The following is a 20,889-nucleotide window of genomic DNA, read 5'->3' on the forward strand; positions in this document are numbered from 1 at the left end:
CTCCCCGCGATCTTCAGGGATCGGGGGGAGGGGGATCACCCCCCGGGTTGATCAAGCGCAGGCCGCCCGCTCGAAGTTGATCTCGCGGGCCTTCAAGGCGGCGCCGGCCAGTGCCCTGGCGTGATCATCAGTCGACGTGATCGCGATGCTGGCAAGCACGTCAGCGAAGAGATGATCTTCCAGATTGTGTTGGTCCTCGAAGTCCGGTGCTGCGTCGGCTATGGCCTGCACACGCTGCCGCACTTGGGAGACGTCCATGCGTGCCTCCCTCGGTGCCCTGGCCCCGTGGCCGGCCGCCCTACCGTCGCCTGGCAGTGACCCCTCGTATGGCCTTGGCGTGCGTGCTGGTGGCCATGCCTGTGGCCCTGATGTGGAGGAGCTGGCAGTAGCCCTTGGCCCTGGCTCCCATGTACTTGTGCAGCTGCTTGGTGCAGCGGGACCAGTCGCCTGGCGTTCCCCATCGGATCTTGGCTGCGCCGGCTCCGCTGGTCCAGTACCGCCTCAGTGTCTCGGCGTTGCCTCGGCTGCTGCGTGATCCTCGTCCTCGTGCTGCCACAGTGATCACCCTTCCCGTGGCGCGGGCTACCTACCGTCTACCCGGTGAGTCCTGGGTGCTGCTCGGGTGGGCGCCTGCGCCCGCTGGCCGGCCGTGGTACAGCGTTGCCCTCCCGGCTGGACTTGAGGCCGTGGCAGGTGGCGCACACGCCTTGCAGCCGGTCCTCTGCGTGGTCGTCGGTCTTGGCCTGGACGTGGTCGCAGTGAGTACTGGGCCGCACGTTGCAGATCTTGCAGACCGGATCACGGGCCAGCACGCGGGCCCTGATCTGCCGCCAGTTCGACGGCAGCCGTGCCTTGCGATTCGAGCCCTGCCATCCGCCGCTCACGAGCCTTCGGGGTCGTTCTCCGCGCGAATGGATACGCGCCGGGCGAGCAGGGTGAGCGTGACGCGCACGAGTTCGTCCGCCCGCGTGCTGACCTCGTGCAGGATGACGGGGTCGTCGGCGGAGGCGAGCAGGGACTGCCCGTTGATGCGGATGTCGTTCGGAACGATGACGCTGTCTCCGATGGTGGCGTCGCTCGTGGCACGGCCCTTCTCGACGATCTCGATCACAGCGCCGCGCGGTCCATCGGTCTTCTTCAACCGCGACATCAGTCAGTCACCGCCTCGTCCTTCTGGCGCACGATGCTGAGGACGTTGACGGCTGGGATGTAGGCGACGGCCGATCCGTCCCCGGACCATCCGACGTACTGCCTGCCGGAGGGTTCGATGTTGTCGGCTTCGATGGTTTCGGAGCCACTGTCGGTGTAGGTGACGAGGTAGCGGGCCATGGGCGCGGGCCTTCCGTGTCGGGGTCAGGTACGTCGGCTCCACCACCACACGCCGAGCGTGTGGCCGCGCATGGACTCAGTCCGCCCGCCGAGTTCGGCGAGCACCTGGTCCATGTCGTCGGCGTCCCAGTGGTGGACGTGGGCCTCGTGCGGGTTGCCGTCGACCTCGCCCTGCGGGGCTTCGACGATCGGCAGCGACACGAGGATGTTCCAGCAGCCGGCCGCCTCCGCCTTGGACAACAGAGCGACGGCGTCTTCGCGGGGCATGTGCTCCAGGACGTCGCCGACGATGACGAGGTCCCGGTGGAAGAGGTGCTCGTCGGACTGGCGGGCGTCCTCGACGTGGACCTCGTCGTACATGGCCCGGGTCTTCGTCGACTTGAGCTTGTACTTGGCGACGTAGGGCTTGTGAATCTCGATGGCCGTCCACCAGATGCCTTTGTGCTCGGGCCGGAACAGGCGCGCATAGGTGCCTTCACCGGGCCCGACGTCGGTGACGGTGTTGGGCTGGTGGCGCTTGAACCGTTCGAGGGACCAGTCCTTGCCCTCGGTGATGCTCGTCGGCATGGCGGTCTCCTAGCTGGCGCCGAGCCACACGTTGTTGGCGTCGGGGGTGTAGCCGGACAGGGTGATGCTGGTGGGCAGGCTGGTCTGTCCGGCGGCGCTCCGGCAGAAGCGGTAGCTGCCAGCCGCGAGGTTGGCGTTGCCGGGCGTGAAGGTCGCGCCGAGCGTGGATCCGCAGGCGAACGTCGGCGAGGTGGTGCCGTTGAACAGCAGGGCCAGGTAGTACTTCCCGGCCGCTGCGGAGTAGGACGCGGTCAGCGGCATCGCCTTGTTGCCTGCGGTGGTCCACGTTGTCGACATGTCGGCTGTGATGCCGCGGCGTGTTCCGGTGGTGTCGTACAGCCCGGCGAGGCACTGGTTGGCTGTGAGCGTGGCCCCGGCGGTCCCGATGACCGCGTTGATCTTGCTGATGGTGGCGGCCTGCCGGAGCACGATCTCGATCAGGTAGATGAAGCCCGCAGCGAGCGTGGTGCCTGTCGTGCTGCAGCAGGCCGGGTCGAACGTCCAGGCGATCAGGCCCTGGTCCACAGGGGCCCAGACGTTGCCGTAGGCGGCGACGGTGGTGTAGGTGGCGGACAGATCGGGGATCTGCGCGACCGGCACTTTCGTGCTGGCGTCGAGGCTGGCAACCCCGTTCGCTGCGGCCCGGGCGGCGGCAAGCAGGTAGCGGCCGTCACCGGTGGTCTGGGTGAGTGCGCCGATCGCCGCGGGGGTGACAGGGTCACTGCCGCCGGAGGCGTGGCTCGCAGCGTGCGCGGTCGGGGTCCGTGCGTCGCTGAGTCGGCTGTCGGCCCCGCTGGCGACGGTGCCTGCGGTGGTGCCGACATTGAGGACTGCGGCCCCGCCGAGGCCGAGGTTCGTGCGGGCTGCCCCCACGCTGCCGAGGTCGCCGAGGTTCGCGCTCTTGGCGAGCTTGCTGCTGTCGGCGTAGGCACGGTCGCCGTGCGGGTCGGTGGAGCCCGCGTGCGCGGTGACCGCCGCGGTGGCGGCCCCGGCTGGGTCCGCACCGACATCGTCCGCGTCGAGCGTGACCGTGCCGGTCTGCCCGTTGACCGAGTTGACGCCGCCCGCCGAAATGGTGGTGTCGACTTCGATGACGGTGGCCGGGCGTCCGCCGGCCACGTCGATCGCGTCGGGTTCGGTCTCGCCCGTGACTGCGATCCTCACCGGGTCACCTCCAGCGAGGCGGTGACGCGGCCCTGAAGGATCCGCACCACCGTCGTTCCCAGGGCCATCTCCAAATCCCAAACGCCGTTCCGGGTCAGGGTTCCGGTGACGCTGGCGGGGATCGCCAGGCGGACCGCGGGACCCATCACGGTCAGGTACGGGGTGAGATCGAGGAGGAGTTCGCCGCTGTCGGCAGGGGCCGAGCGGATCTGTGCGCGGGCCGTCCACCCGTCCCACACCCAGTTGGCAGGCTCGACCACCGTGTACGTCTGGACGAACGTCGAGCCCTGCTCGATCAGTAGATCCTGGGTTCCGGCAGTCATCGAGGCCACCTCCGGGATCGATGAGCTGTCGGCATCCGCGACCAGTTCGGAGTCGACAGCCAGAACGGCGGCCCCGCGGGCGGACAGCCTGCCGGTGGCCGTCATGGTGACTTCGGCGGTCAGGTCGCCGCCCGGGCGGGCGGACAGGCGGGCGGCAGAGGTGAGGTTGCTATCGGCGGTGAGCGAGGCGGAGCCGGTCCACACGGCGCCGTTGGCCAGCGTGTTTACGAGGTCGAACTCCGCGAAGTCGGCAGTGCCGGCATCGCGGTAGGCGGTGAGTTCGACGGCGCACTGCTCGGTGGACGCGGCGATCCAGACCGGGCTGGCGAGCGTGCGCCGGTTCGTCCACGTCGCCCCGTCTGGTGAGGTGTCCCAGTAGACGTTGACGCCGTCCTCGCGAAGCCTGAGGAAGGCGTGCGTGGTCGGGCTGTAAGCGATCTCGACAGCAGACGGGTCGGTGCCGCCGAGATCGGAGTGCATGCGCAGCGTCCCGGCCACTGCCTTGATGGTGAAGCCGACGCGGTTGCCGGAGGTGGCAACGTCCGGGGCGTCCACCCAGACGCTCGCTGTGGCGGTGGTGGCCGTCGACGGAGCCGGCACGGTGACGACCTTCGCGTACAGGGAGGAGCCGCCGAGCGTCCAGCTGTAGCCGGTCTGGTAGCCGGCCCGGGTGGTGGTGCAAGGGACGCGGGCCCGGCCCCCAGTCTCGGTGACGCCGCCGTAGCTGTTCCCCCAGTTCGAGCCGATGACGCCGTCGTTGAAGTTGTCGACCAGGCCGCTGAGGGCAGGCACGGGTGCCTCCCTATGTGAGCGCGAACGTCAGCGCACCGGCGACCAGCCGGAGCTCGTCGCCGGCGGCGACAGTGCGGGAGGCGGTGAGCGGCCCGTACCAGAGCCGCACCGGGGCGCCGGCCGAGTCCCACACCTCGACCCCGACGACCGTGCCTGCCGGCATGTTCGTCCATACGAGGTCCGCACTGTTCGAGGTGGCGCCGCTGACGGCCGCGCTGACAGACAGCGTCTGTCGCGCGTAGCCGCCGCCGGTGACCTCGGTGCCCGCGGTCGCGTCGTCGCCGTTGGCGGTCACCAGCGCGACCTTGAGCGGCGTTGTGGGGGCTGTCGGGCTGCCACCGAGGATCCAGTCCAGTGCCCGGTTTTCTGCGGTGTTCGTGAGCGCGTCAGCCACGCGGGCCTCCTTCGAGTGGGCGCCGCGTGGCGCAGTTCGAGCCCCGCTGCCCGGGACGAAGAGCGGACGACGGGGCGATCAGGCGGCGCGGGCTCCGGCTGGCAGTGGCGGCGCGGTGCCGGGCTCCAGCAACTCGCGCGTGTACTCGTCACGCCGGGCCTTGGGGAGATCCCACACGCAGTAGCCGGCGGTCTTACCCTTGCCGGTCTTGCTGATGCGGCCTTCGCTAGCCCACCGCCAGATGGTGCCGACGGGCACGCCCGCGTAGTAGGCGGCATCCGATGCGGAGACGTAGCCGGGGGGCATCGTTCACCTCCCCCTGGAATGGCGAGAGCCCCACCAGTGTGGTGGGGCTCAAAGCGCACGAAGGCTATCTGAGCAGATCTTGGCTTCGCTCCTGCTGATCTGTCAAGCCCTCAACTACCTCAGCAGTCTCACATCCATTCCCAGTTCTGCCCGGCTCGGGCGGCACGGTGAGCGGCGGTGCCGATTTCGGCAGCGAGGTGGCCCCAGCCGGTGGGCATGATGCGGTGCCGGGCGGCCTTGTGGAGGAGGTCGCCGATGCGGCCGGCCTGGCGGGGCGAGATGCTGGCGATGTCGTCCAGGGTGCCGTCGAACAGGGGGGCGAGTTCCCTCCACTCGCTGGCATTGAGGACGTGGGCGAGGTGCTGGCCGAGGTTGGCGATGGTGGTGGCGGAGCGGGGGCCGCGCGCTCCGTGGCTGATGCTGATGCCCATGCGGGTCTCCTTAGAGGTTGCGGCTGCTGGCAAGGTCGGCGGCGCGGCCGAGGGCGAGGATCACGGGCCGCGGGCTGTTCTGGGAGTCGTTCCACGAGGGGACGGTGTCGCCACCGAACTCCCTGCGGATGACGTCGAGGAGGAGGGCGCTGGCGTCGTCGGCCTGGCTGCGGCTGGCGGCCTCGCGGCGGATGGCGCCGATGGCGCACCGCTGGCCGGCCTGGTCGCGGCAGGCGCCGGTCGCCCACCCGTCGGTCTGGATGCGGACGGCGGCCCGGTGCAGGAGTGCGGCGATCGGCGTCCGGTACGGGTTGGGGGCGGTCGGCGGCGGGGTGTCGACGGGCAGACGGATGACGTCGGCGAGGTCCAGCGGGGTGGTGGTGATCCGGGCGTCGACGTCGAGGGCCGCGAGCTTCAGCCGCTCGTCGAACGTCGGGGGCCGGGAGCGGGGCGGGCTTGTCGTGGGGGCGGTGATCGTGGTCATGTGGGTCTGCTCTCTGCGCGGTGACGTGTGGATGGGTGGCGGGGCGCCCCTGGAGCTGTCCAGGCATGAGGGGGCGCCCCGGCGGATTTACTTCTCGCGCAGCGTGTAGCGCACGAGGACGACGCTTTCGACGGGGATGCTGTTCTCCCGCGCGTGCAGGGTGCGGATGCCGTCGAGGAGGGTGCCGACGGTGGCGCCGGGCGGCGGGCTGTAGTTGCCGGTGCGGTCTTGCGCCGGGTTGGATCCGGATCGCAGGGGCCTGCTCGTGAGCGTCGCGCTCCACACGTACCGGCTGCCGGTGAGTTTGGTGTTCGGGTTGCTGTAGTCGGGCACAGCGGTCTCCTGTCTGTTCTGGATGGGTGGGTGGTGGGGCTACCAGCGGCCGGAGCCGAGGCGCTCGCGCTTCCGGGGGTCACTGCTGTCGGCGACACGCTTCATCAGGCCGCGGATCTCGGCGGCGTCGAGGACTCCCTCGTAGTTGTCGCCGAGGGGTGCTCCGACGCTGGCGGCCAGGTCGGCGATGTTGCGCATGCCGCGGGGCGGAGTGTCGTAGATGGGGCCGTAGCCGCGGAGGATGGTGGCGGCGTCGGAGCCGTACTCGGTGCAGGGGGTGTTGGTGAACGGCAGCCGGCCGGTGAACCTGATCTCGCTGTAGAGCTCGGGGTCCTCGTAGGGCGCGAGGTTCTGGGCGATCTTGTAGACGATGTAGTACGACTTGCCGAGCTGGATGTCGCGTGCGAACCGCTTCTCGTCGCCTCGTCGGTAGGTCTTCGCCATGGGTGATCTCCTGTCTGATGTGTGGTGGTTTGTTCCCGCTGCTCAGGTCTGCTCAGCGGGCGTTTGCGCAGGTCATGGCTGCTCAAGGGTCTGATCAGGGGGCTGCTCAGATCAGCGGGTGAGCAGGTCGTGAGCAGCGGGTTGAGCGGCTGTGACCTGCGGGTTTGCGGTCTGATCAGGGCTGAGCAGGCCCTGATCAGGGGTACATACTTCGCGTAACGGTCACAGCAGGTGGGTGAGCCGGGCGAGCTTGTAGCCGCGCGGGTTCTGCTCATCACCGATCCGGCCGAGCGTCTCCGGCGACCCCGCGCCGGCGTCCTTCATGCGGGCCTTCAGGCCGTCGACGGTCCAGGCCGTATAGGCGTCGTCGTAGTCACGGAGGGCCAGCAGCAGGGCCTCGGTCTTCATCCGGTCGACGCCCGCCTTCTCCATCACGGCGACTGCGTCCTCGACGGTCACCCGGGCCGCTCCCTCGGCCGCAGCTCCCTCGGGCAGTTCGGCGTCGCACAGGCGGCACAGCTGCTCCCAGGTGAGGAGCTTCGGCAGCGGCATCCCGATGTCGGGCAGGTCGACGTCGGCCATGGCCCGCAGCGAGTCCTGGTCGGGGTCGATGAGGCCGTCTTCGCGCCGCTCGGCCGCGAGCTTTCGCAGCGTGTCGGACGGCGTGGGGTGGATCGCGTACTCGATGGGCTCGTCGGCCATGCCGGGCACGCCCTGGATGAAGATGTGGCCGGCGTCCTTGGGGTCGGTGTCGGTGGCCGGGGACAGCTTGTGCGGCAGCCAGCCCTCGGCGACCGCGCCGTCGCCGAAGACGGCCCGGGTGTCGCCGACCTTGCACGGGCCGACCGCCTTGAGCGCGATCATCTGGGCGATGTTCTCGCCGAGGTACAGCTTGGTGCCGCCCTGCGAGGCGATGATCAGCGTGACGGCCTCCTTGCGGCCGACGAGGAGAAGCTCGAAGGCGAGCCGCTTCGCCAACTCCGAACCCTTCGGGAACTCATCGAAGATCACCGTGATGTGCGGGTGCTGCTTGCTGATCTGCCACTTCTTGCCCATGCCGAGCTTGGCCCGCAGCCGGGCCCGGCCCTTGGACAGCATCAGCAGGAACAGCAGCACGGCCTCGATCTGCTCGTGACTGCGCGCGGTGATCCGGACGGCGTCGTGCAGGTCTTCCAGGCCGTCGCCGTGCGGGTCGAGGTCGATGGTGATGTTGTCGTAGCAGGCGGTGGTGATCTCGCCGATGGCCTGCAACATGCCGGTCTTGCCGCCGCCGGATGCGGCAACCAGCAGGCCCATGACGCCAGCGAACGCCGCCTCCAGCGGGTCGCCACCGACCGAGGTTCCGAGCCGGGACCTGTCCGTGATGCTGACGGACTTCGGCGCCCGGTAAGGCAGGCCGGGTGCGGTGGCGAACGGGTTGCCGTCGACCAGGCGGAGGATCGCGCAGGCCCGACGCTCAACCATGGGCTGCGGGCGAACACCGTTGGTCGGCAGGTCGAAGCGGGTCTCCAGCCCGCCAGCCTTGGCGATGATGACCTCGGGAGTGCCCTGGTCGACGCGGACCTTGCACTGCCAGCCCCACGGCTGCCGCTCCATGTCCCACACCTCGACGACGGGCACGCCCTCGGCGACCATCGCGAGGAGCACGCACACCGCGGCCTGCTGCGGCGTCTCGGCACGGCGGAGCGGGAACGGCCGGGCCCCCTCGGGCAGATCATCGAGCGTGACCGAGCCGTGGGCGCGGACGGTCTCCTCGGCGGGCAGGCCGAGCACCTCCTCCGCCCCGGGCTGACTGCGGTCGCGGCCATGGAACGCGCCGAGGCCCCAGGCACCGAGCCCGGCGAGGACGTCGATCCATAGGCTGCCAGTGGCGAGCCCGAACATGCCGCCCCCGGTGACGGCGGCGACGACGCCCGCGGACTTGCCGGTGTAGGTGAGGCGGTGCCGCTTGTACTCGGCGCGGAGGTTGGCGCGGTGCTCCTTGAGCCGGGCCTCCTGGGTGACGTCGCCGTCGGCTTCACGGATGGCCCGGTCGGCGGAGGCGATCATCTGCGGGTAGTCGTCGCGGTACCGCTCCAGCCACAGCCTGCCGAGCTGCCGGTAGCCGCGGAAGGTGTGCGGCAGCAGGGCCAGCTGGGCGACGCGGTTGGTGCGCTCGGCGACCTTGCGCACCGAATCGATCGGCTTCCGGCCGGCAGGCTCGTCCTTGAAGACGGGGGTCGCGGCGGGCGGCGGGACGAGGGTCAGGGTGGCCCGGTTCTCGGGCAGCGGCATGGCCATGGCGGGGGTCAGTCCTTCTTCTCGGCGCGGACGGCGTCGCGCAGTCGGATGGCGTAGTCGTTGCGGCAGCCGACGGCTTCGCGGACGTTGCGGGCGGACAGCCGGTCTGCTCCGCCGAGTGCTTCGGCGAGCTTCCTCACAGCTTCCAGATCGGCCTCGGCGAGGGGCTTCTGCGGCTCCGTGTCGGCCGTACTCGAATCGGGGCCTTTCCCTTTACCCCCAAGGGCTGTACGGGTCTTGGGGGTGCCTCCGCGCGGCCCGCCGTCGGGCTTGCCGGTAGAGGTTCCGGACGCGCCTCCCTCGCCACCGTTGGGGCCGAACAGGTCGGCGAGGAGGAGTTCGACCGCGACCCGCTCCGGGGACTGCTCGGCGTGGGCGAGGACAGCGGACACGTCGGCCTCGGCGTCGAGCCGGTCGGCGATGACGCTGGCGGTCACACCGAGCGGTGCACCCTCGACGTCCCACCACGCGCGGGCCCAGGCGTCCTCGGGCTTGAGGGTGCCGAAGGGGGCGGCGAGCAGCAGCTGCGTCTGGCGCTTGGCGACGTCCTTGAACGTCCGGCGGCGGTCCTTCTCGTGCTTCGCGCGGGCCTTCTCCTCGGCGCGCTTCTTCGGGTCGGTGGCTGCGGCGGTCAGGGTGAGCACCCACTGTCGGACTTCGAAGAACAGGGGGCCGCCGAGGGTGACCGCGGCGAGACCGAGGCCGGCAATGCGGGCGTTGTCGGGGCTGATGCCGTGGTCGGTGAGGCTGAGCCCGTACTGATAGTTGATGTTGGCTGCGAATCCGGCGGCGGCGAGCGACAGGATGCGCAGCAGCCACCGGACCCAGACGGGGAGCTTCCGCTCGTCGGCGTAGGCGACGCCGGCGGCCATCACCCAGGCGGCGCCCTCCACGGCGGGGCCGATCGGGAACAGCATCCAGTAGATCGAGACGAAGTGGATGATCTGTGCGGGGAGGGAGGCGAGCGCGGATGCGGCGACGAGGCCGAGGGTGCCCTTGCGGTACACGTTGCCCGGGGTGAGCGCCTTCTCCCGTCGGGCGACGCGGGCCTGCCGCCGCTGGGCGCGGTCACGGCGCCTCTGCGCTTTCTCCTGCCGCTGCTCCTCGCGGTCCTGGCGGCGCTCGGTGCGGCGCAGCTTGGCCCGGTGCTCCTCGGTCAGGCGCTGCTGCTCAGCGGCGGCGGCCTTGTCGGCGCGGCGCTCCTCGAACCAGCTGCTCACGGTGATCGGTTCCTTTCGGGTCAGTCGGCGGTCGGGACGGCGGGGGCGGGCCGGTTCTTCAGCCAGGCGATGCCGCCGAGCAGCAGCCAGGCCGGCCCGGGGATCAGGCCGATGAGGACGGCAGCGCCGGTGAGGGCGGCGGCGATCGGGGCCGCGGCCGGCGGCCAGAGACCGATCGCGATCAGGTAGAGCCCCAGCAGGGCGACGGCGATGATGCGGAGCATGGCGACCTCTTCGGGGTCGGGACGGATGGTGGGGGTTGCTGATCAATGGCCAGGGCCCGCGTGCGAGACGCGGACCGAGGCCAACGATCAGCGGCGGAACAGCCCGGGCTTACGGTCGCCGTACAGCCCGCTCTTGGGGTCGGTGGTGTGGGACTTATGAATGCGGGCCTTGCCGTCGCGGGTCCGAACGGCCGGGTCCTCCGGGGTGGTGGGGTGACCGCACGCCTGACAGGGCTTGCCGGTCTCGCCGAACAGGGGCATCAGCGGTTGCCTCCGCGCCAGCGGGACACCTTGGCGGCGGCCTTGTTCGCGGCGCCGTTCAGCCGCTGGTACTCCGGCGTCTCCTCGCGGATGCCGGCGGCCTCCTCCCGGCGCTGGTTGGCGTGGAGGGCGGCGTCCGCCTCGCGAAGCGCCTGGACGTTGGCGCGGCGCTCGGCGCGGGTCTTGCCTTCGGTGCGGGCCATGCTGGGTTCCTCTCTGGGCTGGGACTGTCCCGGCTCCCCTCACCGCCCGTGCGTGACGGGCGGATCGGGCAGCCAATCAGCGGCGCTTCAGCTCCTGCTTGATCTCCTTGAGCCTGTGCTCGTAGCTGGCCAGGTTGGTGTCGGCGTACAGGTGGGGGCTCGGCGGCCGGACGGCATCCATCGCCTTCTCGGAGGCGATGAGGTCCTCCACCTGCTTGGCCTCGGCACGGAGTTCCTCGGTGGTGACACGGTCGGACAGGCCCACGGCGGGCTCCTCTCGGGTTGGATTCGGCTTGGTGGTCAGTGGCGGGTGGTGGTGCGTGCCTCGGGCCCGAGTCGATCGGGCACCTCCGGGGCTGGGATTGGGGGGTCTCAGTCGGGGTCCTCGTCGAGGTCGCCCCACTCCCAGGCGAAGGAGCGGGCCTCGTCGTCCTCGTCCTCGGGCGGCGGCTCGACCCTCACGCGGCGGCCGGGAGGCGGAGGCCGTCGAGCTCGTCGACGAGGCGCGGGCCGAGCGGGGTGACGGAGTCGACGGCCTCCGCGTGGTCGCGGATCAGCCGCCGCTGCTCCGGGTCGGCGTTGATGTAGGCGGCGATCAGGCGGGCGCGGTCCTGGATGGACATGACGAATCACGGATCCTCTCGGGATCAAAGGGGATGGGGGTTGGTGCCGCGGCCGGCATGGGCGTGGGTGGCGCCGGCCGCGGCGGATCAGGGGCCCTACTTGGGCCGGTTGCTGCTCTGCCGGTTGAGTTCGGCGAGGCGGCGGTGCATCTCGGCGCGCTGCTCGTCGCTCACGATGCGTCCCGCACCACGCGGAGCCGGCAGGGACCGGGCTGCGGCTGGGGCTTCGCGGTGGCCGGCACGTGCCAGTGACCGAGACGCTGCCGGGTGACCGGGTCGAGGATCGTCACCAGCACCGCCGGCGACTCGCCGTCCCACGCGGGCAGACCGGCCACGATCTCCTGCGCCGTCGCCTGCAACTGCTGCAGACGCTCCCGCTCGCTCATGACGCCCGCTCCGAGATGACCAGGAACGCGTCGGCGTTGAGGTCCATGACGACCCGGGCCGGGATGCCGTCGCGACGCTGCTGGGCGGCGAACGACTCGGCCGGCCACTGGCCGCGCGGAGCGCCTGCGGGGAAGCTCGCCAGTACGGTGCGCTGCGGGCGGGCCGGCCGGGCGGTGCGGACCGGACCCTGCGCGGCCACGTGGGCGGCGACGTCGGCGGGGCTCATGCGACGACCGCCTCGACCTCGGCCGCCGCGTTGTGCAGGCGAGCGGTACGGGCCAGGCCTCGCAGCTGGAGCGCGAACCGGATCAGGTCGTCCGCGAACCTCTCGGCCATCTCCGGCGTGTGGTAGTCGGGCAGGCCGCCGGTCTCGATACCGATGTGCGCCTGTCGCAGCCGCGGGTCCGACGCCGCCGGGTCGGCCTGCAGCATCGCGTACATCAGCAGGTCGCCGTTCGGCTTCAGGAACGAGGAGATCCCCACGTCCTCCGACGCCGAGGTGTGCGTGATGTCCTCGAACATCGTCGGGGCGGCGAGGTGGTTCTCGACGCACCATGTCGGGCAGGCGATCGGCGCGACGTGCGCGCTCGTTCGGGTGCCGATCAGGGCGGGGACGAGACGGTAGCCCGGCTTCAGCGCCGGGGAGGGGTCGATGTTGGTGACACCCTGTACGGTGTTCTGCATGAGCTAGCTCCCTGCTCTGTAGGGACGGCTGGCCACGGCCCCTTCGGCGCGCTACCGCCGGTGGGGCCTTTTGCTTGGCACGGCTTCAGTGAAGCACTACAGTAGGCTACGCGCAACCCCGACACGAGAAGCCTCGGGACACCGATGCGGCTACTCTGCGAAGCACTACACCCGACCGCTACACGAAGGAGACCTGGATGCCGACGCCCCCTCGCGGGACCCCGCACACCGAGATCGCCGCCTACCTGCGCCAGTTGATTGATGATGGCGCCCTGCGCCCGGGCGAGAGCCTGCCGTCAATGCGCCAGGTCGGCGAACAGTTCGGAGCGAGCCCCGGCACTGTGAACAAGGCCTTCGCGCTACTCAGGAGCGAAGGGCTCACCTACTCCAAGGCAGGCGTAGGAACCGTCGTCGCCGAGCAGCCGCGAGTCGCCGCCACCGGAGCGGCCCGGCTGAAGAGGCTGGAGACCACGGGCAACGCGTTCGCGCCCGGCGAGTCATCTGCGAACCACCGGGCCCGACTCGTCTCCCTTGCGGACCCGACACTCGCCGGCCACCTCGGCGTCGACCCACACGACGAGGTCGTCCTGCGCACACGGACGTACCTCCGCGGCGGGAAGCCGACCGTCGTAGCCATGTCGTGCATCCACCCGCGAGCGCTCGGCTCTGTTCCCGAACTGCTGGAGCCGGGCCCGTCCGAGCGCTTCTGGCAGGAGCTCTACACGGAGCGCACCGGCAGGGAGATCACTCGGTCCCCAGAGCGGCGAACTGCTCGTCTCGCCTCTCAAGACGAGCTGGACATGCTGGGTGTGCAGGCGCCTCCGAACGCCGCCGTCCCGGTGCTCGTCCTGGTCAACGTCTTCCACGATGAGGATGGCCCCATCGAGGTCTGGGAGGACGTCTACACGCCGGGCTACTGGCAGATCGAAGGGGAACGGCCGTAACCGAAGGGCCCGCTCAGATGAGGTGAGCGGGCCCTTCATCATCTTGACAGAACTGGGAGGGGAACGAATGCCCGAAGAGGTCGTCTACGTCCTTGGCGCGCCCGGCAGCAACACGGTGAAGATCGGACGCACGGCGAACCTGGCTGAGCGCTTCGGGATCATCCAGCGCATGTCACCGGTACCACTCTCCGTATTGTGGCAATGTCCTGGTGGCCACCAGTTGGAGACTTACCTGCACCGCCACTTCGCCAGCCTTCGCTCGCACGGCGAATGGTTCACCTTCGAGTCTCGCGATCCAGTGCAACTCATTCAGGCCGCAGCACTGTCCGCCACGCTGACGCGACCTCGGCGCAATCGGATCGGGTCCGCGGAGTTCAAGGCCGAGCAGCGAGCCAAAGCGCTGCGTATCTCGCTTGAAGCTCGACGCCGTCGCGGCGTGGGTGTTGCCGCACGAGCGGTTCAGGTACAAACCCTGCGCAAGCTCTTGTCTGAGGGGGTACCAAGGCAGGAAGCCGAGCGGCGGGCGCGGGAGGCCCGGCGGGCGCACAAGCTGGCTTCAGGTCTCTTCACCGACGAAGAACTTGCGTGACCGAGACCGACCCGACGGCAGCCTGCTGTTCGTCCGCCCGGCCGGCCGCCCGCAGGCGGAGTGGGAGATCGTGGCCCGCGCGATGCTGGGCCGGGCGCTGCGGGTGCCGATGCCCGAGCTGCCGTCGCTGTACGAGCTGACGGAGATGCGACCGTCGGAGTGACTTCTGACCCCATCAGCCCCGCCTGTTGTGCACGGGCGGGGCTTCGCCGTTTGCGCCCTTGCGAGCCCGCGCCACTCCCCTGACCGTGGTCTGTCAGCGGGGTGGCATTCAACGCGAGGGGGATGACGTGGCTCGTAGGTGGGATGACGCGGTGGGCCGGTTGCTGCTGCACACCGCAGTGGTACTGCACCGCACGGTGGCGGGCCGAGTGGCGCGGGAGCGGTGGCGGGCTCGGCGGGATTGGGCGATCCGGGCGGCGCGCCGGCGCGGGGTGCCGATCGAAGAGCTGGCCGCGCGGATGGGCCTGTCTGCGGGCTGGATCCGGCAGGTGCTCGCCGGACGGCGGCCGGTCGAACCGGCGGCGGTGGAGGAAGCCGCGTAGCCGGACGGCTTGGGCAGACCTCAGTCGGAGTAATGCGGCTGGAGTCTCTCAGTGAGGCTACATTGACGCTCCCACCTGCGCTTTCGCTCGATCGTGAGCGGGTATCTGGACTGTGGGCGTCACTCGCAAGGATGCTGTATCGACGGGCCGCCCAACTGGATGTCAGTGGGCAATGCTTGACTGGCGGCAGCTACGGACTGGGGGTTCGCTATGACCACGGTGATTCACAAGACATCGGAGCAGTTGCGCGAGCAGCGGAACAGGCTGCTCGCCGAGGTCGGTATGACCTATGAGGAACTGCGCGACCGGGCCGACGTGTACAGCCTGTCGATGGACGAACTGGACGTCTGGCACACCATCGAGGGCATCGACTACCTTCTCGACGGTGACAGCCGAGGAGACGTCTAAGCTCGATGAGTTGGCGACCACGTTCGCCGATGATCTGACTGCATTGACGCGGGGGGTCCTGGGTGAGGACGCCCCGCGTTTTGCTGCTCTGAACATGGGCCGGCGAGTGCGGGTGTCGCCGATGTCGGCGGATGAGAAGGTGCAGCGGATCCCGGTCTTTGTGAACAAAGAACCGGTGATCAGCCTCATGATCCGGTACTACTGCTGCTGGGACGGCAGCAGCACGTTCCTGGCAACGGACCAAGCAGACATCCATGTCCACTACGCCGGGATCTCGGATCCGTTGATCCGCTTTGAGTACGTCCGGCGTAGCAAGGAGCCTCCTGGTGCTCACATCCAGGTGCACGCGCATCGGGATGAGATGGCGTACCTGTTGCGCCTAGCGGATGCGGGGCGGCCGAAGCAGGGCTTCCGCCGTAGGAAGCTTCCGCGGCTGTCGGAGATGCACTTGCCGGTGGGTGGGCATCGGATGCGGCCGTCGCTTGAGGACGTGCTTCTGTTTCTGAAGCGGGAGTTCGCCATCGACACGGCGCCGGCTTGGCGGACCGTGATCGATGATCACCTGAAGAGCTGGCGGGAGATCCAACTGATGTCTGCCGTTCGGGACGCGCCTGAGGCTGCCGCCGAGGTGTTGCGCCTGTTGGGTTACACCGTCATGCCGCCAGAAGTGCCGACCCAGCGGCCTTCTGTTGAGCAGGTCAAACTGTTCTGGCCCTAGCGGGCCGAAGGGCCCCGACCGCGGGTTGCGGTCGGGGCCCTTCGGCGTTCAGCGGATCCCGCCATGCCAGGAGCAGGTGCCGCTCCCAGTGGAGTGGCTGATGCTGCCATCTGCGCAGACGGTCAGGGCGGGAGGTGCGAGCGACGGTATCGCCACGGGAGTTGATGGGTTGGCCCAACCCGTCCCTAGCCGTTCGATGGCTTGGTCGCGAGCTCGCTGCCAGCACTCAGCGAATGTTCCTTGGGTGCCGTCTCCGCAGTCCTGTTCGGCCGGGGTCAGGTCTTCAGGGGCGATCACCTGTGGAGTTGGCGTCCAGGTGATGGCTGACTCGCTGGGTGTCGTGTATGCGGGCGGCTCGGCGGTTGGCCCTGTACTGGCTACCCAGAGCGCGATGGCGGTGATGGGCGCAACGCAGATGAGAAAGCCTAGGGCTGCCTCTCTACGACTCTTCTCGTCCATGGATTCCCCCCGAGGTGAGGCGCCTCATCATGCCGCACTTCGCCTCTCGGCGAGGGGCAGCCGGAGCGCTTCGCTGTGCCCGTACTGCGCGGAGCAGGCGGGGCAGCGGACGCCAGCCGTGTCTATGGTGATCTTCAGGGTGCGTCCGCAGGGGCAGGAGACGCCGATCTTTCGGGGCTGCTTCTCGCCGGTGACGAGACCGCGCGCCTGCGCGGTGACCTTCGCCAGTTCGTGCGCGATCTCCTTCACGGCGGGGTGTTCGTCGCAGATGACGCCGAGGTTGGCGAGCAGGACGGTGCACGCCCAGTCGACGACGGCCTGCACGGACTGGTAGGCGGGGATGTCCCAGCGCTCGCGGTCGCAGAGGTCGCGGGCCCAGCCGCCGACAACTCCTTCGATGCCGCCGCGGGAACGGAGGTCGAGGGCGTCCTCGTTGGGCGGCATGCTGCTGCCGGGCGTACCGGAGACCACGGGCCCGTCACCGCGCCGGCTGGGGAGGAGCGCGACGGCCAGCTGCCGGTACAACTGCGGAAGTTCACCCAGCGCCTCGGCCATGCGTTCCCGGCATCCGCGGTGGACTCGCTCACGGGCGGGCTTGTCGCATACGGCGCAGGGGACGGTGTCGGCGTCGTCGAGGTACATCGGCGTGCTCCGTTCGGCGGTATTGCGGTTACGGGCGGTGCGGTGGGTCGTTGGTGCTGCATGGGCAGAAGTCGCAGGATGCGGGAGCTGTCAGGTCCGGTGGCGTTCGATCAGTTACGAGCGGAGCTGGCTCGTGCTGCTGGCTCGGTGGCCGGGGTGAAGTCGCCGCGGCGCAAGGTGATCGAAGAAACGGTTCGTCCGCCTGATGGCGGTGGCGGGGAGGCTGCAGCGACCGGCTCGCGGGCGTAGTCGTTCACGCTGCTGCCTCTCGTTGCTGGTCGGGGATGTGAATTTGATGCACGCCGAGTTCGCCGACGGCGAGTGCGATGGCGACGGCTTGGGCGCGGTCTCGGGCGCCGAGCCGGCGGTAGGCGGCGGTGAGGATCTCGCGGACTGAGGCCGGGGTGACGCCGCGCCAGACGGCGATGTCCGCGTTGCTGTTGCCGTTGGCGGCGAGGAGGAGCACTTCGCGCTGCCGGGCGGTGAGTTCCCTCACGGCCGCCTCCCCTGCGGTGGCACGAACCGGCCACGCCCGTTGAGGACGCCGTCGGCGCGGGCGAGGAGGAGCAGGGCGCGGCGGATGACGTTGCCGGGGCGTTCGCCGCGGCGTCCGTAGGCGGCGAGGATCGCGGCGCTGCCGTCGTCGGGCTGCCAGCGGATCGGGGGGCGGGTCATAGGTACCTCCGGTCGGGCGTGATCGTTTCGATGTGGCGGGTTTGCTGGGCGGCGAGCGCCTGGTGGCCGTACAGGGCCTCGGCGCCGCGCTGACACAGCCGGTCGAGGGCATCGGGGTCGTCGCGCCAGTTCGGGCCCCAGTCGGGAGTGAGCTGGCCGGCGGTCACGGTCGCGCCCTGCGGATCTCAATGACGTCGAGCTGCTGCTGGGTGGGGAGTTCGTGGAGGAACTGGGCGTCGCCGTAGGCGTGCTGCTTGGCGTCGCGAGCGTCCGTCTCGGTAGTGGCGGTGAAGGCGACCCAGCGGGCGGTGCACCAGGGGTCGCCGGCGAAGCGGTGCAGCATGCCGTGGTCGAAGCACCAGGCGTAGAGGGTCGCGGTCACTGCTGGTCTCCGCTGATGTACCGGTAGCCGGTGGTGGTGGGCCGGAACCGGTCGAGGCGGATGCGGGTGCGGCGGCCGGGCTTGGCCTTCTGGTGGCCGGCGTCGCGCGGGGTGACGAGTTCGCAGGTGGCGTGGGTGTCGTCGATGGCGATGATGCGGAGTCGGCGGCCGTAGCTGCGCTTGTCGTTGTCCTGCCAGATCTGGCCGGGGGTAGGGGTCGGGGTGTCGGTCACGACTGCTCCTGGTGGTGGGCGGGGTGCGGGCTACGGCTGGGCGCGCCAGGCGGCGGGGTCGTGCTTGTGGTCGCGGTCGGGCATGACGATGTGGTCGCCGCGCAGGCCGTAGCCGATGACGGTGCCGGGGCGGAGGTGGTGGTTGCCGCGGGACCGGCCGCCGCAGTCTCCGCAGTCGTCGCCCTGATGGCGGCCGTGCTGGCAGCGGTCGAGGTCGGCGGCGAGCGCGGCCCACACGCCGTCGCTGGAGTGGCTGTCGAGGGTGGGTAGCGGTCGGTCGGTGCGGGCGAGGGCGTGTTCGATCCCGGCGATGGCGGCGGTGACCTTGGCGTGGAGCGGGGAGTAGAAGACCTCGGTGGCGCAGTGCAGTGCGGCGTTCATCTGGGCGTGGGCGGAGAGGTGGGACTGCGCGTCGATCAGCGCGAGTCGGGCTTTCTCCAGTTCGCGGCGGAGGTCGGTGATGGTCGGGTTGGTCATGACTGGCTCCTCTGTTGGCTGGTCAGGCAGGGGTGTTGAAGGCGCGGGTGACGATCTCGGGGTGGTTGTTGCCGCACCAGCCGCAGGTGTCGCTGCCGCGTTCGGTGGGGTCGAGGGTGGCGAGGCAGCCGAGCCAGTCGGCGAGGGGTCCGCGAATTCGCAGCAGGGCGGCGCCGGTCGGGGTCGTGGTCATGGCGCCGGTGAAGCGGGCGGTGCGGAGTCGTTCGGCGGCGGTGGCCAGTGCGACGGTGATCTCGTCGGCTGGGGTCATGGTGTCTCCTCGGTGCTGGATTGGCGTGGCGGGGCCTGTGGGGCTCTGTGAGGGGTTGGACCCTCCGGGACTGCCCGCGCGGGCTGTGAGGCCGTGTGAGGGCCCGTAGTGGCCCGCCGTGGGGTCGTGGGCGCGACCCCCGGCAGGTTGGCGGTCAGGCAGGTGGCTGGGTGTCTCCGCAGCCGCAGCGGATCCCGCCGTAGTGCTCGGGCGGGTTCGGCTCAACGGTGCGGAGGTTGGGGCAGCGTTCCGGGAAGCCAGGGCAAGACGCCGCCTCGTCGGGTGTGGGCTGCTCGCCAGCCAGCCGACGCTCCTTGTCGTCCTCAGGGAATTCGGCGGCAAGGTCCCGGGCGATGGCCGCGCAGGCGTTGCACTCCTCGCAGCAGCCGAGGAGCCGCTCGTCGAGCTGGGACAGGAACTCGCGGAGTATCGCGGCCCGGTCGGTGACGAGAGCACCCACGACCTCGACGTGGCGGGCGTGCTCGGCGTTGTACATCCGCTGCCAGTGCTCCACGTCCGCACGGAGCTGTTCCACCTCGGCTGCCCGGTCGGCGGGCGACTGCACCGCGGGCACGGCGGTGCGCTCCTCGTCGGCCAGCTTCATGGCCGCGTCCGCGCGGACATACCAGACAGCGCGGCGGAGCGGGCTGAGCGTCTCCCACGGGTGCCGGGTCGGGGAGACCTCCAGCGTGGCGTACAGGGCGGCGGCGTACCGCTCGCGGCGTTCGGGGTCGGTGACCACGGTCGGCGGGTGCTCGGCGGCGTACTTGCGCTTCGCTGCGCCGACCACCTCGGCGAGCATGGCGCGGCTCTCGTTGCTCATCTCGGCCGCACCTCGGACGCGGATCGTCTCGCCGTCGATCTCAACGGGGCGGCAGGTGTCGTCGGGCTGGTTCATCGGGGCTCCAGGGGTGTGAGAAGGTCGGGGCAGGCGGCGCGCGCTCCTGTTACGAGCAGGAGCGGGCGCCGTCGTCGTGCGGGTCACGCGTGCTCGGGGCAGAGGTCGACGAGCCGGCCGTCACGCCGCTTCCGGGTCCAGCCGCGGTGCTCCTTCAGCAGGCGCCGCAACTCGGTGTGGGTGTGGGGCTCGAACCGGACCGACCAGTGCCCTTCGGGGAACTCGCAGCCGGGGTGCTCGCAGGTGATGATCAGGTAGGCGTCGGCGCTCACGATGCTCCTTCCAGGGCCGTCGTCGTGCGGGGCCGGCTCACGCGGAGGCGTCCAGGCTGAGGAGGTCGAGCTGGCTGCCGAGCTGGCGGTTCGACCACAGGACCTCGGTACGCGCCTTGTCACCCTTGGCGTTGCCGGTCATCGCAGCCTTCGCGTACCGGTGCCAGCCGTCGTAGAGTTCGTCGTACAACGGGCTGTCGTAGCCGGACAGGACAACTGCGGCCCGGCAGTCGGCGAGCGCGGCCGCGAGGTCGCGGTGCTCCTGCTCGGTCTTCATCTCGTGCCGGTACCGGGTCGTCGCCTCTCGGGTCGCACCCAGGTACGGCGGGTCCACGTACAGCAGCACCTCGGCGTGCCGCCCGTACTTGCCGATCACGTCGAGGGCGGGCATGCACTCCAGCGAAACCCGGTGCAGGCGCTCGGCGACCGCGGCCATCCGATCGACGTAGCCGTCCAGGTAGCCGGGCATCCCGGTCCATGAACCACTGGGGTTGACGTAGTGCCGCCATCCGTTCTTGCGGAGCTGGCCGCCGAGGGACTGGGAGAGCCGCACCCAGACGCGGCGGGCCTGTTCCAGCTCGTCCGTGGCCGGCTCGTGGGCGGCGAGCATCTCGGCGCGGCCGTGCGGGGTGAGGGCGCAGGCGCGGATCAGGTCGTCGGGCCGGTCCCGGAGGACGCGCCAGAAGGTCATGAGCTCGCCGTCGAGGTCGTTGACGGTCTCCATCGGTGAGGGCCGCTTGGCGAGCAGCACGGACAGGCTGCCGCAGTAGGGCTCGACGTAGTGCCCGCAGTCGGGCAGCAGCGACGTGATCCAAGGGGCGATGGTCTGTTTGCCGCCGAAGTACGGGACGGGGCTCTTCACGGGGCGGGTCTCCTTGGGTGCGTTGGTGGTGGTGTGGTGGTCAGGCGCCGGACGACGGCAGGACG

At 70.1% G+C, this 20,889-nt stretch carries 39 protein-coding genes; 6 read left to right on the forward strand and 33 right to left on the reverse strand.

The features are described 5' to 3' along the window. Positions 1-51: 51 nt before the first annotated feature. From AB0E91_RS31275 to AB0E91_RS31380, 22 genes are all read right to left on the reverse strand, one after another. Positions 52-258 (reverse strand): hypothetical protein, encoded by a 207-nt coding sequence (locus AB0E91_RS31275; RefSeq protein ID WP_359534926.1) that lies wholly within the window; start codon positions 256-258, stop codon positions 52-54. A 622-nt stretch (positions 259-880) separates the two neighbouring features. Then, positions 881-1,150: a hypothetical protein gene (locus AB0E91_RS31280; protein WP_361788695.1), complete on the reverse strand. Its 270-nt coding sequence runs from the start codon at positions 1,148-1,150 to the stop codon at positions 881-883. Next, positions 1,150-1,329: a hypothetical protein gene (locus AB0E91_RS31285; protein ID WP_359534928.1), complete on the reverse strand. Its 180-nt coding sequence runs from the start codon at positions 1,327-1,329 to the stop codon at positions 1,150-1,152. The genes AB0E91_RS31280 and AB0E91_RS31285 overlap by 1 nt, the downstream gene beginning before the upstream one ends. A 24-nt stretch (positions 1,330-1,353) precedes the next feature. Further along, positions 1,354-1,896: a class I SAM-dependent methyltransferase gene (locus tag AB0E91_RS31290; protein WP_359534929.1), complete on the reverse strand. Its 543-nt coding sequence runs from the start codon at positions 1,894-1,896 to the stop codon at positions 1,354-1,356. Between the two features lie 9 nt (positions 1,897-1,905). Next, positions 1,906-3,060, reverse strand: a complete 1,155-nt coding sequence (locus AB0E91_RS31295; RefSeq protein WP_359534930.1) for a hypothetical protein — start codon at positions 3,058-3,060, stop codon at positions 1,906-1,908. Continuing rightward, the gene (locus tag AB0E91_RS31300) at positions 3,057-4,175 is read right to left on the reverse strand and encodes a hypothetical protein (RefSeq protein ID WP_359534931.1); all 1,119 of its coding nucleotides are present in this window, start codon (positions 4,173-4,175) and stop codon (positions 3,057-3,059) included. The genes AB0E91_RS31295 and AB0E91_RS31300 overlap by 4 nt, the downstream gene beginning before the upstream one ends. 10 nt (positions 4,176-4,185) lie before the next feature. After that, positions 4,186-4,569: a hypothetical protein gene (locus tag AB0E91_RS31305; RefSeq protein WP_359534932.1), complete on the reverse strand. Its 384-nt coding sequence runs from the start codon at positions 4,567-4,569 to the stop codon at positions 4,186-4,188. Between the two features lie 78 nt (positions 4,570-4,647). Next, positions 4,648-4,875 carry a DNA-binding protein gene (locus tag AB0E91_RS31310; RefSeq protein ID WP_359534933.1) on the reverse strand — a complete coding sequence of 76 codons (228 nt, stop codon included), beginning with the start codon at positions 4,873-4,875 and terminating at the stop codon, positions 4,648-4,650. Between the two features lie 128 nt (positions 4,876-5,003). Next, complete coding sequence (locus AB0E91_RS31315) at positions 5,004-5,306, reverse strand: hypothetical protein (protein WP_359534934.1); 303 nt, start codon at positions 5,304-5,306, stop codon at positions 5,004-5,006. A gap of 10 nt (positions 5,307-5,316) precedes the next feature. Then, complete coding sequence (locus AB0E91_RS31320) at positions 5,317-5,790, reverse strand: hypothetical protein (protein WP_359534935.1); 474 nt, start codon at positions 5,788-5,790, stop codon at positions 5,317-5,319. 87 nt (positions 5,791-5,877) lie between these two features. Further along, positions 5,878-6,123, reverse strand: coding sequence for a hypothetical protein (locus tag AB0E91_RS31325; RefSeq protein WP_359534936.1), 246 nt, complete (start codon positions 6,121-6,123; stop codon positions 5,878-5,880). Positions 6,124-6,162: 39 nt separating this feature from the next. Then, entirely contained in the window at positions 6,163-6,567 is a 405-nt protein-coding gene (locus tag AB0E91_RS31330) for a hypothetical protein (protein ID WP_359534937.1), read from the reverse strand. Between the two features lie 222 nt (positions 6,568-6,789). Next, entirely contained in the window at positions 6,790-8,847 is a 2,058-nt protein-coding gene (locus tag AB0E91_RS31335) for a hypothetical protein (protein ID WP_359534939.1), read from the reverse strand. Between the two features lie 8 nt (positions 8,848-8,855). Continuing rightward, a complete protein-coding gene (locus tag AB0E91_RS31340) occupies positions 8,856-10,067 on the reverse strand; it encodes a hypothetical protein (RefSeq protein ID WP_359534941.1) in 1,212 nt (403 codons plus the stop codon). A 20-nt stretch (positions 10,068-10,087) separates the two neighbouring features. Further along, complete coding sequence (locus tag AB0E91_RS31345; RefSeq protein ID WP_359534943.1) at positions 10,088-10,291, reverse strand: hypothetical protein; 204 nt, start codon at positions 10,289-10,291, stop codon at positions 10,088-10,090. 87 nt (positions 10,292-10,378) lie between these two features. After that, positions 10,379-10,552, reverse strand: a complete 174-nt coding sequence (locus AB0E91_RS31350; RefSeq protein ID WP_359534944.1) for a hypothetical protein — start codon at positions 10,550-10,552, stop codon at positions 10,379-10,381. Further along, complete coding sequence (locus tag AB0E91_RS31355; protein WP_359534946.1) at positions 10,552-10,755, reverse strand: hypothetical protein; 204 nt, start codon at positions 10,753-10,755, stop codon at positions 10,552-10,554. Before AB0E91_RS31355 ends, AB0E91_RS31350 begins: the two co-directional genes overlap by 1 nt. A gap of 76 nt (positions 10,756-10,831) precedes the next feature. Further along, positions 10,832-11,020 (reverse strand): hypothetical protein, encoded by a 189-nt coding sequence (locus AB0E91_RS31360; protein WP_359534948.1) that lies wholly within the window; start codon positions 11,018-11,020, stop codon positions 10,832-10,834. A gap of 193 nt (positions 11,021-11,213) precedes the next feature. After that, positions 11,214-11,378, reverse strand: a complete 165-nt coding sequence (locus tag AB0E91_RS31365; RefSeq protein WP_359534949.1) for a hypothetical protein — start codon at positions 11,376-11,378, stop codon at positions 11,214-11,216. 170 nt (positions 11,379-11,548) lie between these two features. Beyond that, on the reverse strand, positions 11,549-11,764 hold the full coding sequence (locus tag AB0E91_RS31370) for a hypothetical protein (RefSeq protein ID WP_359534951.1): 216 nt from the start codon (positions 11,762-11,764) through the stop codon (positions 11,549-11,551). Beyond that, on the reverse strand, positions 11,761-11,991 hold the full coding sequence (locus AB0E91_RS31375) for a hypothetical protein (protein ID WP_359534952.1): 231 nt from the start codon (positions 11,989-11,991) through the stop codon (positions 11,761-11,763). The genes AB0E91_RS31370 and AB0E91_RS31375 overlap by 4 nt, the downstream gene beginning before the upstream one ends. Continuing rightward, positions 11,988-12,449: a hypothetical protein gene (locus AB0E91_RS31380; RefSeq protein WP_359534953.1), complete on the reverse strand. Its 462-nt coding sequence runs from the start codon at positions 12,447-12,449 to the stop codon at positions 11,988-11,990. The genes AB0E91_RS31375 and AB0E91_RS31380 overlap by 4 nt, the downstream gene beginning before the upstream one ends. A 197-nt stretch (positions 12,450-12,646) precedes the next feature. Between AB0E91_RS31380 and AB0E91_RS31385 the strand changes: the two genes are divergently transcribed. The 6 genes from AB0E91_RS31385 to AB0E91_RS31410 all read left to right on the forward strand — a co-directional run bounded on the left by AB0E91_RS31385 (position 12,647) and on the right by AB0E91_RS31410 (position 15,653). Beyond that, the gene (locus AB0E91_RS31385) at positions 12,647-13,393 is read left to right on the forward strand and encodes a GntR family transcriptional regulator (protein ID WP_359534954.1); all 747 of its coding nucleotides are present in this window, start codon (positions 12,647-12,649) and stop codon (positions 13,391-13,393) included. A gap of 67 nt (positions 13,394-13,460) precedes the next feature. Beyond that, entirely contained in the window at positions 13,461-13,982 is a 522-nt protein-coding gene (locus tag AB0E91_RS31390; RefSeq protein ID WP_359534955.1) for a GIY-YIG nuclease family protein, read from the forward strand. Then, the gene (locus AB0E91_RS31395; protein ID WP_359534956.1) at positions 13,975-14,145 is read left to right on the forward strand and encodes a hypothetical protein; all 171 of its coding nucleotides are present in this window, start codon (positions 13,975-13,977) and stop codon (positions 14,143-14,145) included. The genes AB0E91_RS31390 and AB0E91_RS31395 overlap by 8 nt, the downstream gene beginning before the upstream one ends. Positions 14,146-14,272: 127 nt before the next feature. After that, positions 14,273-14,527: a hypothetical protein gene (locus AB0E91_RS31400; protein WP_359534957.1), complete on the forward strand. Its 255-nt coding sequence runs from the start codon at positions 14,273-14,275 to the stop codon at positions 14,525-14,527. A 210-nt stretch (positions 14,528-14,737) separates the two neighbouring features. Next, a complete protein-coding gene (locus AB0E91_RS31405) occupies positions 14,738-14,935 on the forward strand; it encodes a hypothetical protein (RefSeq protein WP_359534958.1) in 198 nt (65 codons plus the stop codon). Beyond that, positions 14,913-15,653 (forward strand): hypothetical protein, encoded by a 741-nt coding sequence (locus AB0E91_RS31410; RefSeq protein WP_359534959.1) that lies wholly within the window; start codon positions 14,913-14,915, stop codon positions 15,651-15,653. The genes AB0E91_RS31405 and AB0E91_RS31410 overlap by 23 nt, the downstream gene beginning before the upstream one ends. Positions 15,654-16,139: 486 nt before the next feature. Here the strand turns inward: AB0E91_RS31410 and AB0E91_RS31415 are convergent, their stop codons facing one another. The 11 genes from AB0E91_RS31415 to AB0E91_RS31465 all read right to left on the reverse strand — a co-directional run bounded on the left by AB0E91_RS31415 (position 16,140) and on the right by AB0E91_RS31465 (position 20,824). Then, on the reverse strand, positions 16,140-16,754 hold the full coding sequence (locus AB0E91_RS31415; RefSeq protein ID WP_359534960.1) for a hypothetical protein: 615 nt from the start codon (positions 16,752-16,754) through the stop codon (positions 16,140-16,142). A gap of 253 nt (positions 16,755-17,007) precedes the next feature. Further along, on the reverse strand, positions 17,008-17,250 hold the full coding sequence (locus AB0E91_RS31420) for a helix-turn-helix transcriptional regulator (protein ID WP_359534961.1): 243 nt from the start codon (positions 17,248-17,250) through the stop codon (positions 17,008-17,010). Continuing rightward, positions 17,247-17,429, reverse strand: a complete 183-nt coding sequence (locus tag AB0E91_RS31425; RefSeq protein ID WP_359534962.1) for a hypothetical protein — start codon at positions 17,427-17,429, stop codon at positions 17,247-17,249. Before AB0E91_RS31425 ends, AB0E91_RS31420 begins: the two co-directional genes overlap by 4 nt. Then, the gene (locus AB0E91_RS31430; protein ID WP_359534964.1) at positions 17,426-17,596 is read right to left on the reverse strand and encodes a hypothetical protein; all 171 of its coding nucleotides are present in this window, start codon (positions 17,594-17,596) and stop codon (positions 17,426-17,428) included. The genes AB0E91_RS31425 and AB0E91_RS31430 overlap by 4 nt, the downstream gene beginning before the upstream one ends. Beyond that, positions 17,593-17,811: a hypothetical protein gene (locus AB0E91_RS31435; RefSeq protein ID WP_359534965.1), complete on the reverse strand. Its 219-nt coding sequence runs from the start codon at positions 17,809-17,811 to the stop codon at positions 17,593-17,595. The genes AB0E91_RS31430 and AB0E91_RS31435 overlap by 4 nt, the downstream gene beginning before the upstream one ends. After that, positions 17,808-18,044, reverse strand: a complete 237-nt coding sequence (locus tag AB0E91_RS31440) for a DUF6354 family protein (RefSeq protein ID WP_359534966.1) — start codon at positions 18,042-18,044, stop codon at positions 17,808-17,810. The genes AB0E91_RS31435 and AB0E91_RS31440 overlap by 4 nt, the downstream gene beginning before the upstream one ends. Before the next feature lie 30 nt (positions 18,045-18,074). Next, entirely contained in the window at positions 18,075-18,521 is a 447-nt protein-coding gene (locus AB0E91_RS31445) for a hypothetical protein (RefSeq protein WP_359534967.1), read from the reverse strand. Between the two features lie 22 nt (positions 18,522-18,543). After that, positions 18,544-18,792, reverse strand: coding sequence for a hypothetical protein (locus tag AB0E91_RS31450; protein WP_359534968.1), 249 nt, complete (start codon positions 18,790-18,792; stop codon positions 18,544-18,546). 154 nt (positions 18,793-18,946) lie between these two features. Next, positions 18,947-19,690, reverse strand: coding sequence for a hypothetical protein (locus AB0E91_RS31455; RefSeq protein ID WP_359534969.1), 744 nt, complete (start codon positions 19,688-19,690; stop codon positions 18,947-18,949). Between the two features lie 83 nt (positions 19,691-19,773). Next, positions 19,774-19,962, reverse strand: a complete 189-nt coding sequence (locus tag AB0E91_RS31460) for a hypothetical protein (RefSeq protein WP_359534970.1) — start codon at positions 19,960-19,962, stop codon at positions 19,774-19,776. 37 nt (positions 19,963-19,999) lie between these two features. Then, complete coding sequence (locus AB0E91_RS31465; RefSeq protein WP_361788709.1) at positions 20,000-20,824, reverse strand: DNA adenine methylase; 825 nt, start codon at positions 20,822-20,824, stop codon at positions 20,000-20,002. Between the last annotated feature and the right edge of the window lie 65 nt (positions 20,825-20,889).

It is taken from the genome of Streptomyces sp. NPDC026659 (genome assembly GCF_040638245.1).
Taxonomy (GTDB): Bacteria; Actinomycetota; Actinomycetes; order Streptomycetales; family Streptomycetaceae; genus Streptomyces.

Bases quoted from the DNA above. Each gene is read 5' to 3' on its own strand.
- AB0E91_RS31450 (WP_359534968.1), bottom strand. From the start codon at position 18,792: ATGACCCCAGCCGACGAGATCACCGTCGCACTGGCCACCGCCGCCGAA.
- AB0E91_RS31455 (WP_359534969.1), bottom strand. From the start codon at position 19,690: ATGAACCAGCCCGACGACACCTGCCGCCCCGTTGAGATCGACGGCGAG.
- AB0E91_RS31275 (WP_359534926.1), bottom strand. From the start codon at position 258: ATGGACGTCTCCCAAGTGCGGCAGCGTGTGCAGGCCATAGCCGACGCA.
- AB0E91_RS31405 (WP_359534958.1), top strand. From the start codon at position 14,738: ATGACCACGGTGATTCACAAGACATCGGAGCAGTTGCGCGAGCAGCGG.
- AB0E91_RS31315 (WP_359534934.1), bottom strand. From the start codon at position 5,306: ATGGGCATCAGCATCAGCCACGGAGCGCGCGGCCCCCGCTCCGCCACC.
- AB0E91_RS31425 (WP_359534962.1), bottom strand. From the start codon at position 17,429: ATGACCCGCCCCCCGATCCGCTGGCAGCCCGACGACGGCAGCGCCGCG.
- AB0E91_RS31355 (WP_359534946.1), bottom strand. From the start codon at position 10,755: ATGGCCCGCACCGAAGGCAAGACCCGCGCCGAGCGCCGCGCCAACGTC.
- AB0E91_RS31320 (WP_359534935.1), bottom strand. From the start codon at position 5,790: ATGACCACGATCACCGCCCCCACGACAAGCCCGCCCCGCTCCCGGCCC.
- AB0E91_RS31345 (WP_359534943.1), bottom strand. From the start codon at position 10,291: ATGCTCCGCATCATCGCCGTCGCCCTGCTGGGGCTCTACCTGATCGCG.
- AB0E91_RS31380 (WP_359534953.1), bottom strand. From the start codon at position 12,449: ATGCAGAACACCGTACAGGGTGTCACCAACATCGACCCCTCCCCGGCG.
- AB0E91_RS31370 (WP_359534951.1), bottom strand. From the start codon at position 11,764: ATGAGCGAGCGGGAGCGTCTGCAGCAGTTGCAGGCGACGGCGCAGGAG.
- AB0E91_RS31330 (WP_359534937.1), bottom strand. From the start codon at position 6,567: ATGGCGAAGACCTACCGACGAGGCGACGAGAAGCGGTTCGCACGCGAC.
- AB0E91_RS31335 (WP_359534939.1), bottom strand. From the start codon at position 8,847: ATGGCCATGCCGCTGCCCGAGAACCGGGCCACCCTGACCCTCGTCCCG.
- AB0E91_RS31375 (WP_359534952.1), bottom strand. From the start codon at position 11,991: ATGAGCCCCGCCGACGTCGCCGCCCACGTGGCCGCGCAGGGTCCGGTC.
- AB0E91_RS31290 (WP_359534929.1), bottom strand. From the start codon at position 1,896: ATGCCGACGAGCATCACCGAGGGCAAGGACTGGTCCCTCGAACGGTTC.
- AB0E91_RS31390 (WP_359534955.1), top strand. From the start codon at position 13,461: ATGCCCGAAGAGGTCGTCTACGTCCTTGGCGCGCCCGGCAGCAACACG.
- AB0E91_RS31445 (WP_359534967.1), bottom strand. From the start codon at position 18,521: ATGACCAACCCGACCATCACCGACCTCCGCCGCGAACTGGAGAAAGCC.
- AB0E91_RS31365 (WP_359534949.1), bottom strand. From the start codon at position 11,378: ATGTCCATCCAGGACCGCGCCCGCCTGATCGCCGCCTACATCAACGCC.
- AB0E91_RS31415 (WP_359534960.1), bottom strand. From the start codon at position 16,754: ATGTACCTCGACGACGCCGACACCGTCCCCTGCGCCGTATGCGACAAG.
- AB0E91_RS31350 (WP_359534944.1), bottom strand. From the start codon at position 10,552: ATGCCCCTGTTCGGCGAGACCGGCAAGCCCTGTCAGGCGTGCGGTCAC.
- AB0E91_RS31310 (WP_359534933.1), bottom strand. From the start codon at position 4,875: ATGCCCCCCGGCTACGTCTCCGCATCGGATGCCGCCTACTACGCGGGC.
- AB0E91_RS31385 (WP_359534954.1), top strand. From the start codon at position 12,647: ATGCCGACGCCCCCTCGCGGGACCCCGCACACCGAGATCGCCGCCTAC.
- AB0E91_RS31280 (WP_361788695.1), bottom strand. From the start codon at position 1,150: ATGTCGCGGTTGAAGAAGACCGATGGACCGCGCGGCGCTGTGATCGAG.
- AB0E91_RS31285 (WP_359534928.1), bottom strand. From the start codon at position 1,329: ATGGCCCGCTACCTCGTCACCTACACCGACAGTGGCTCCGAAACCATC.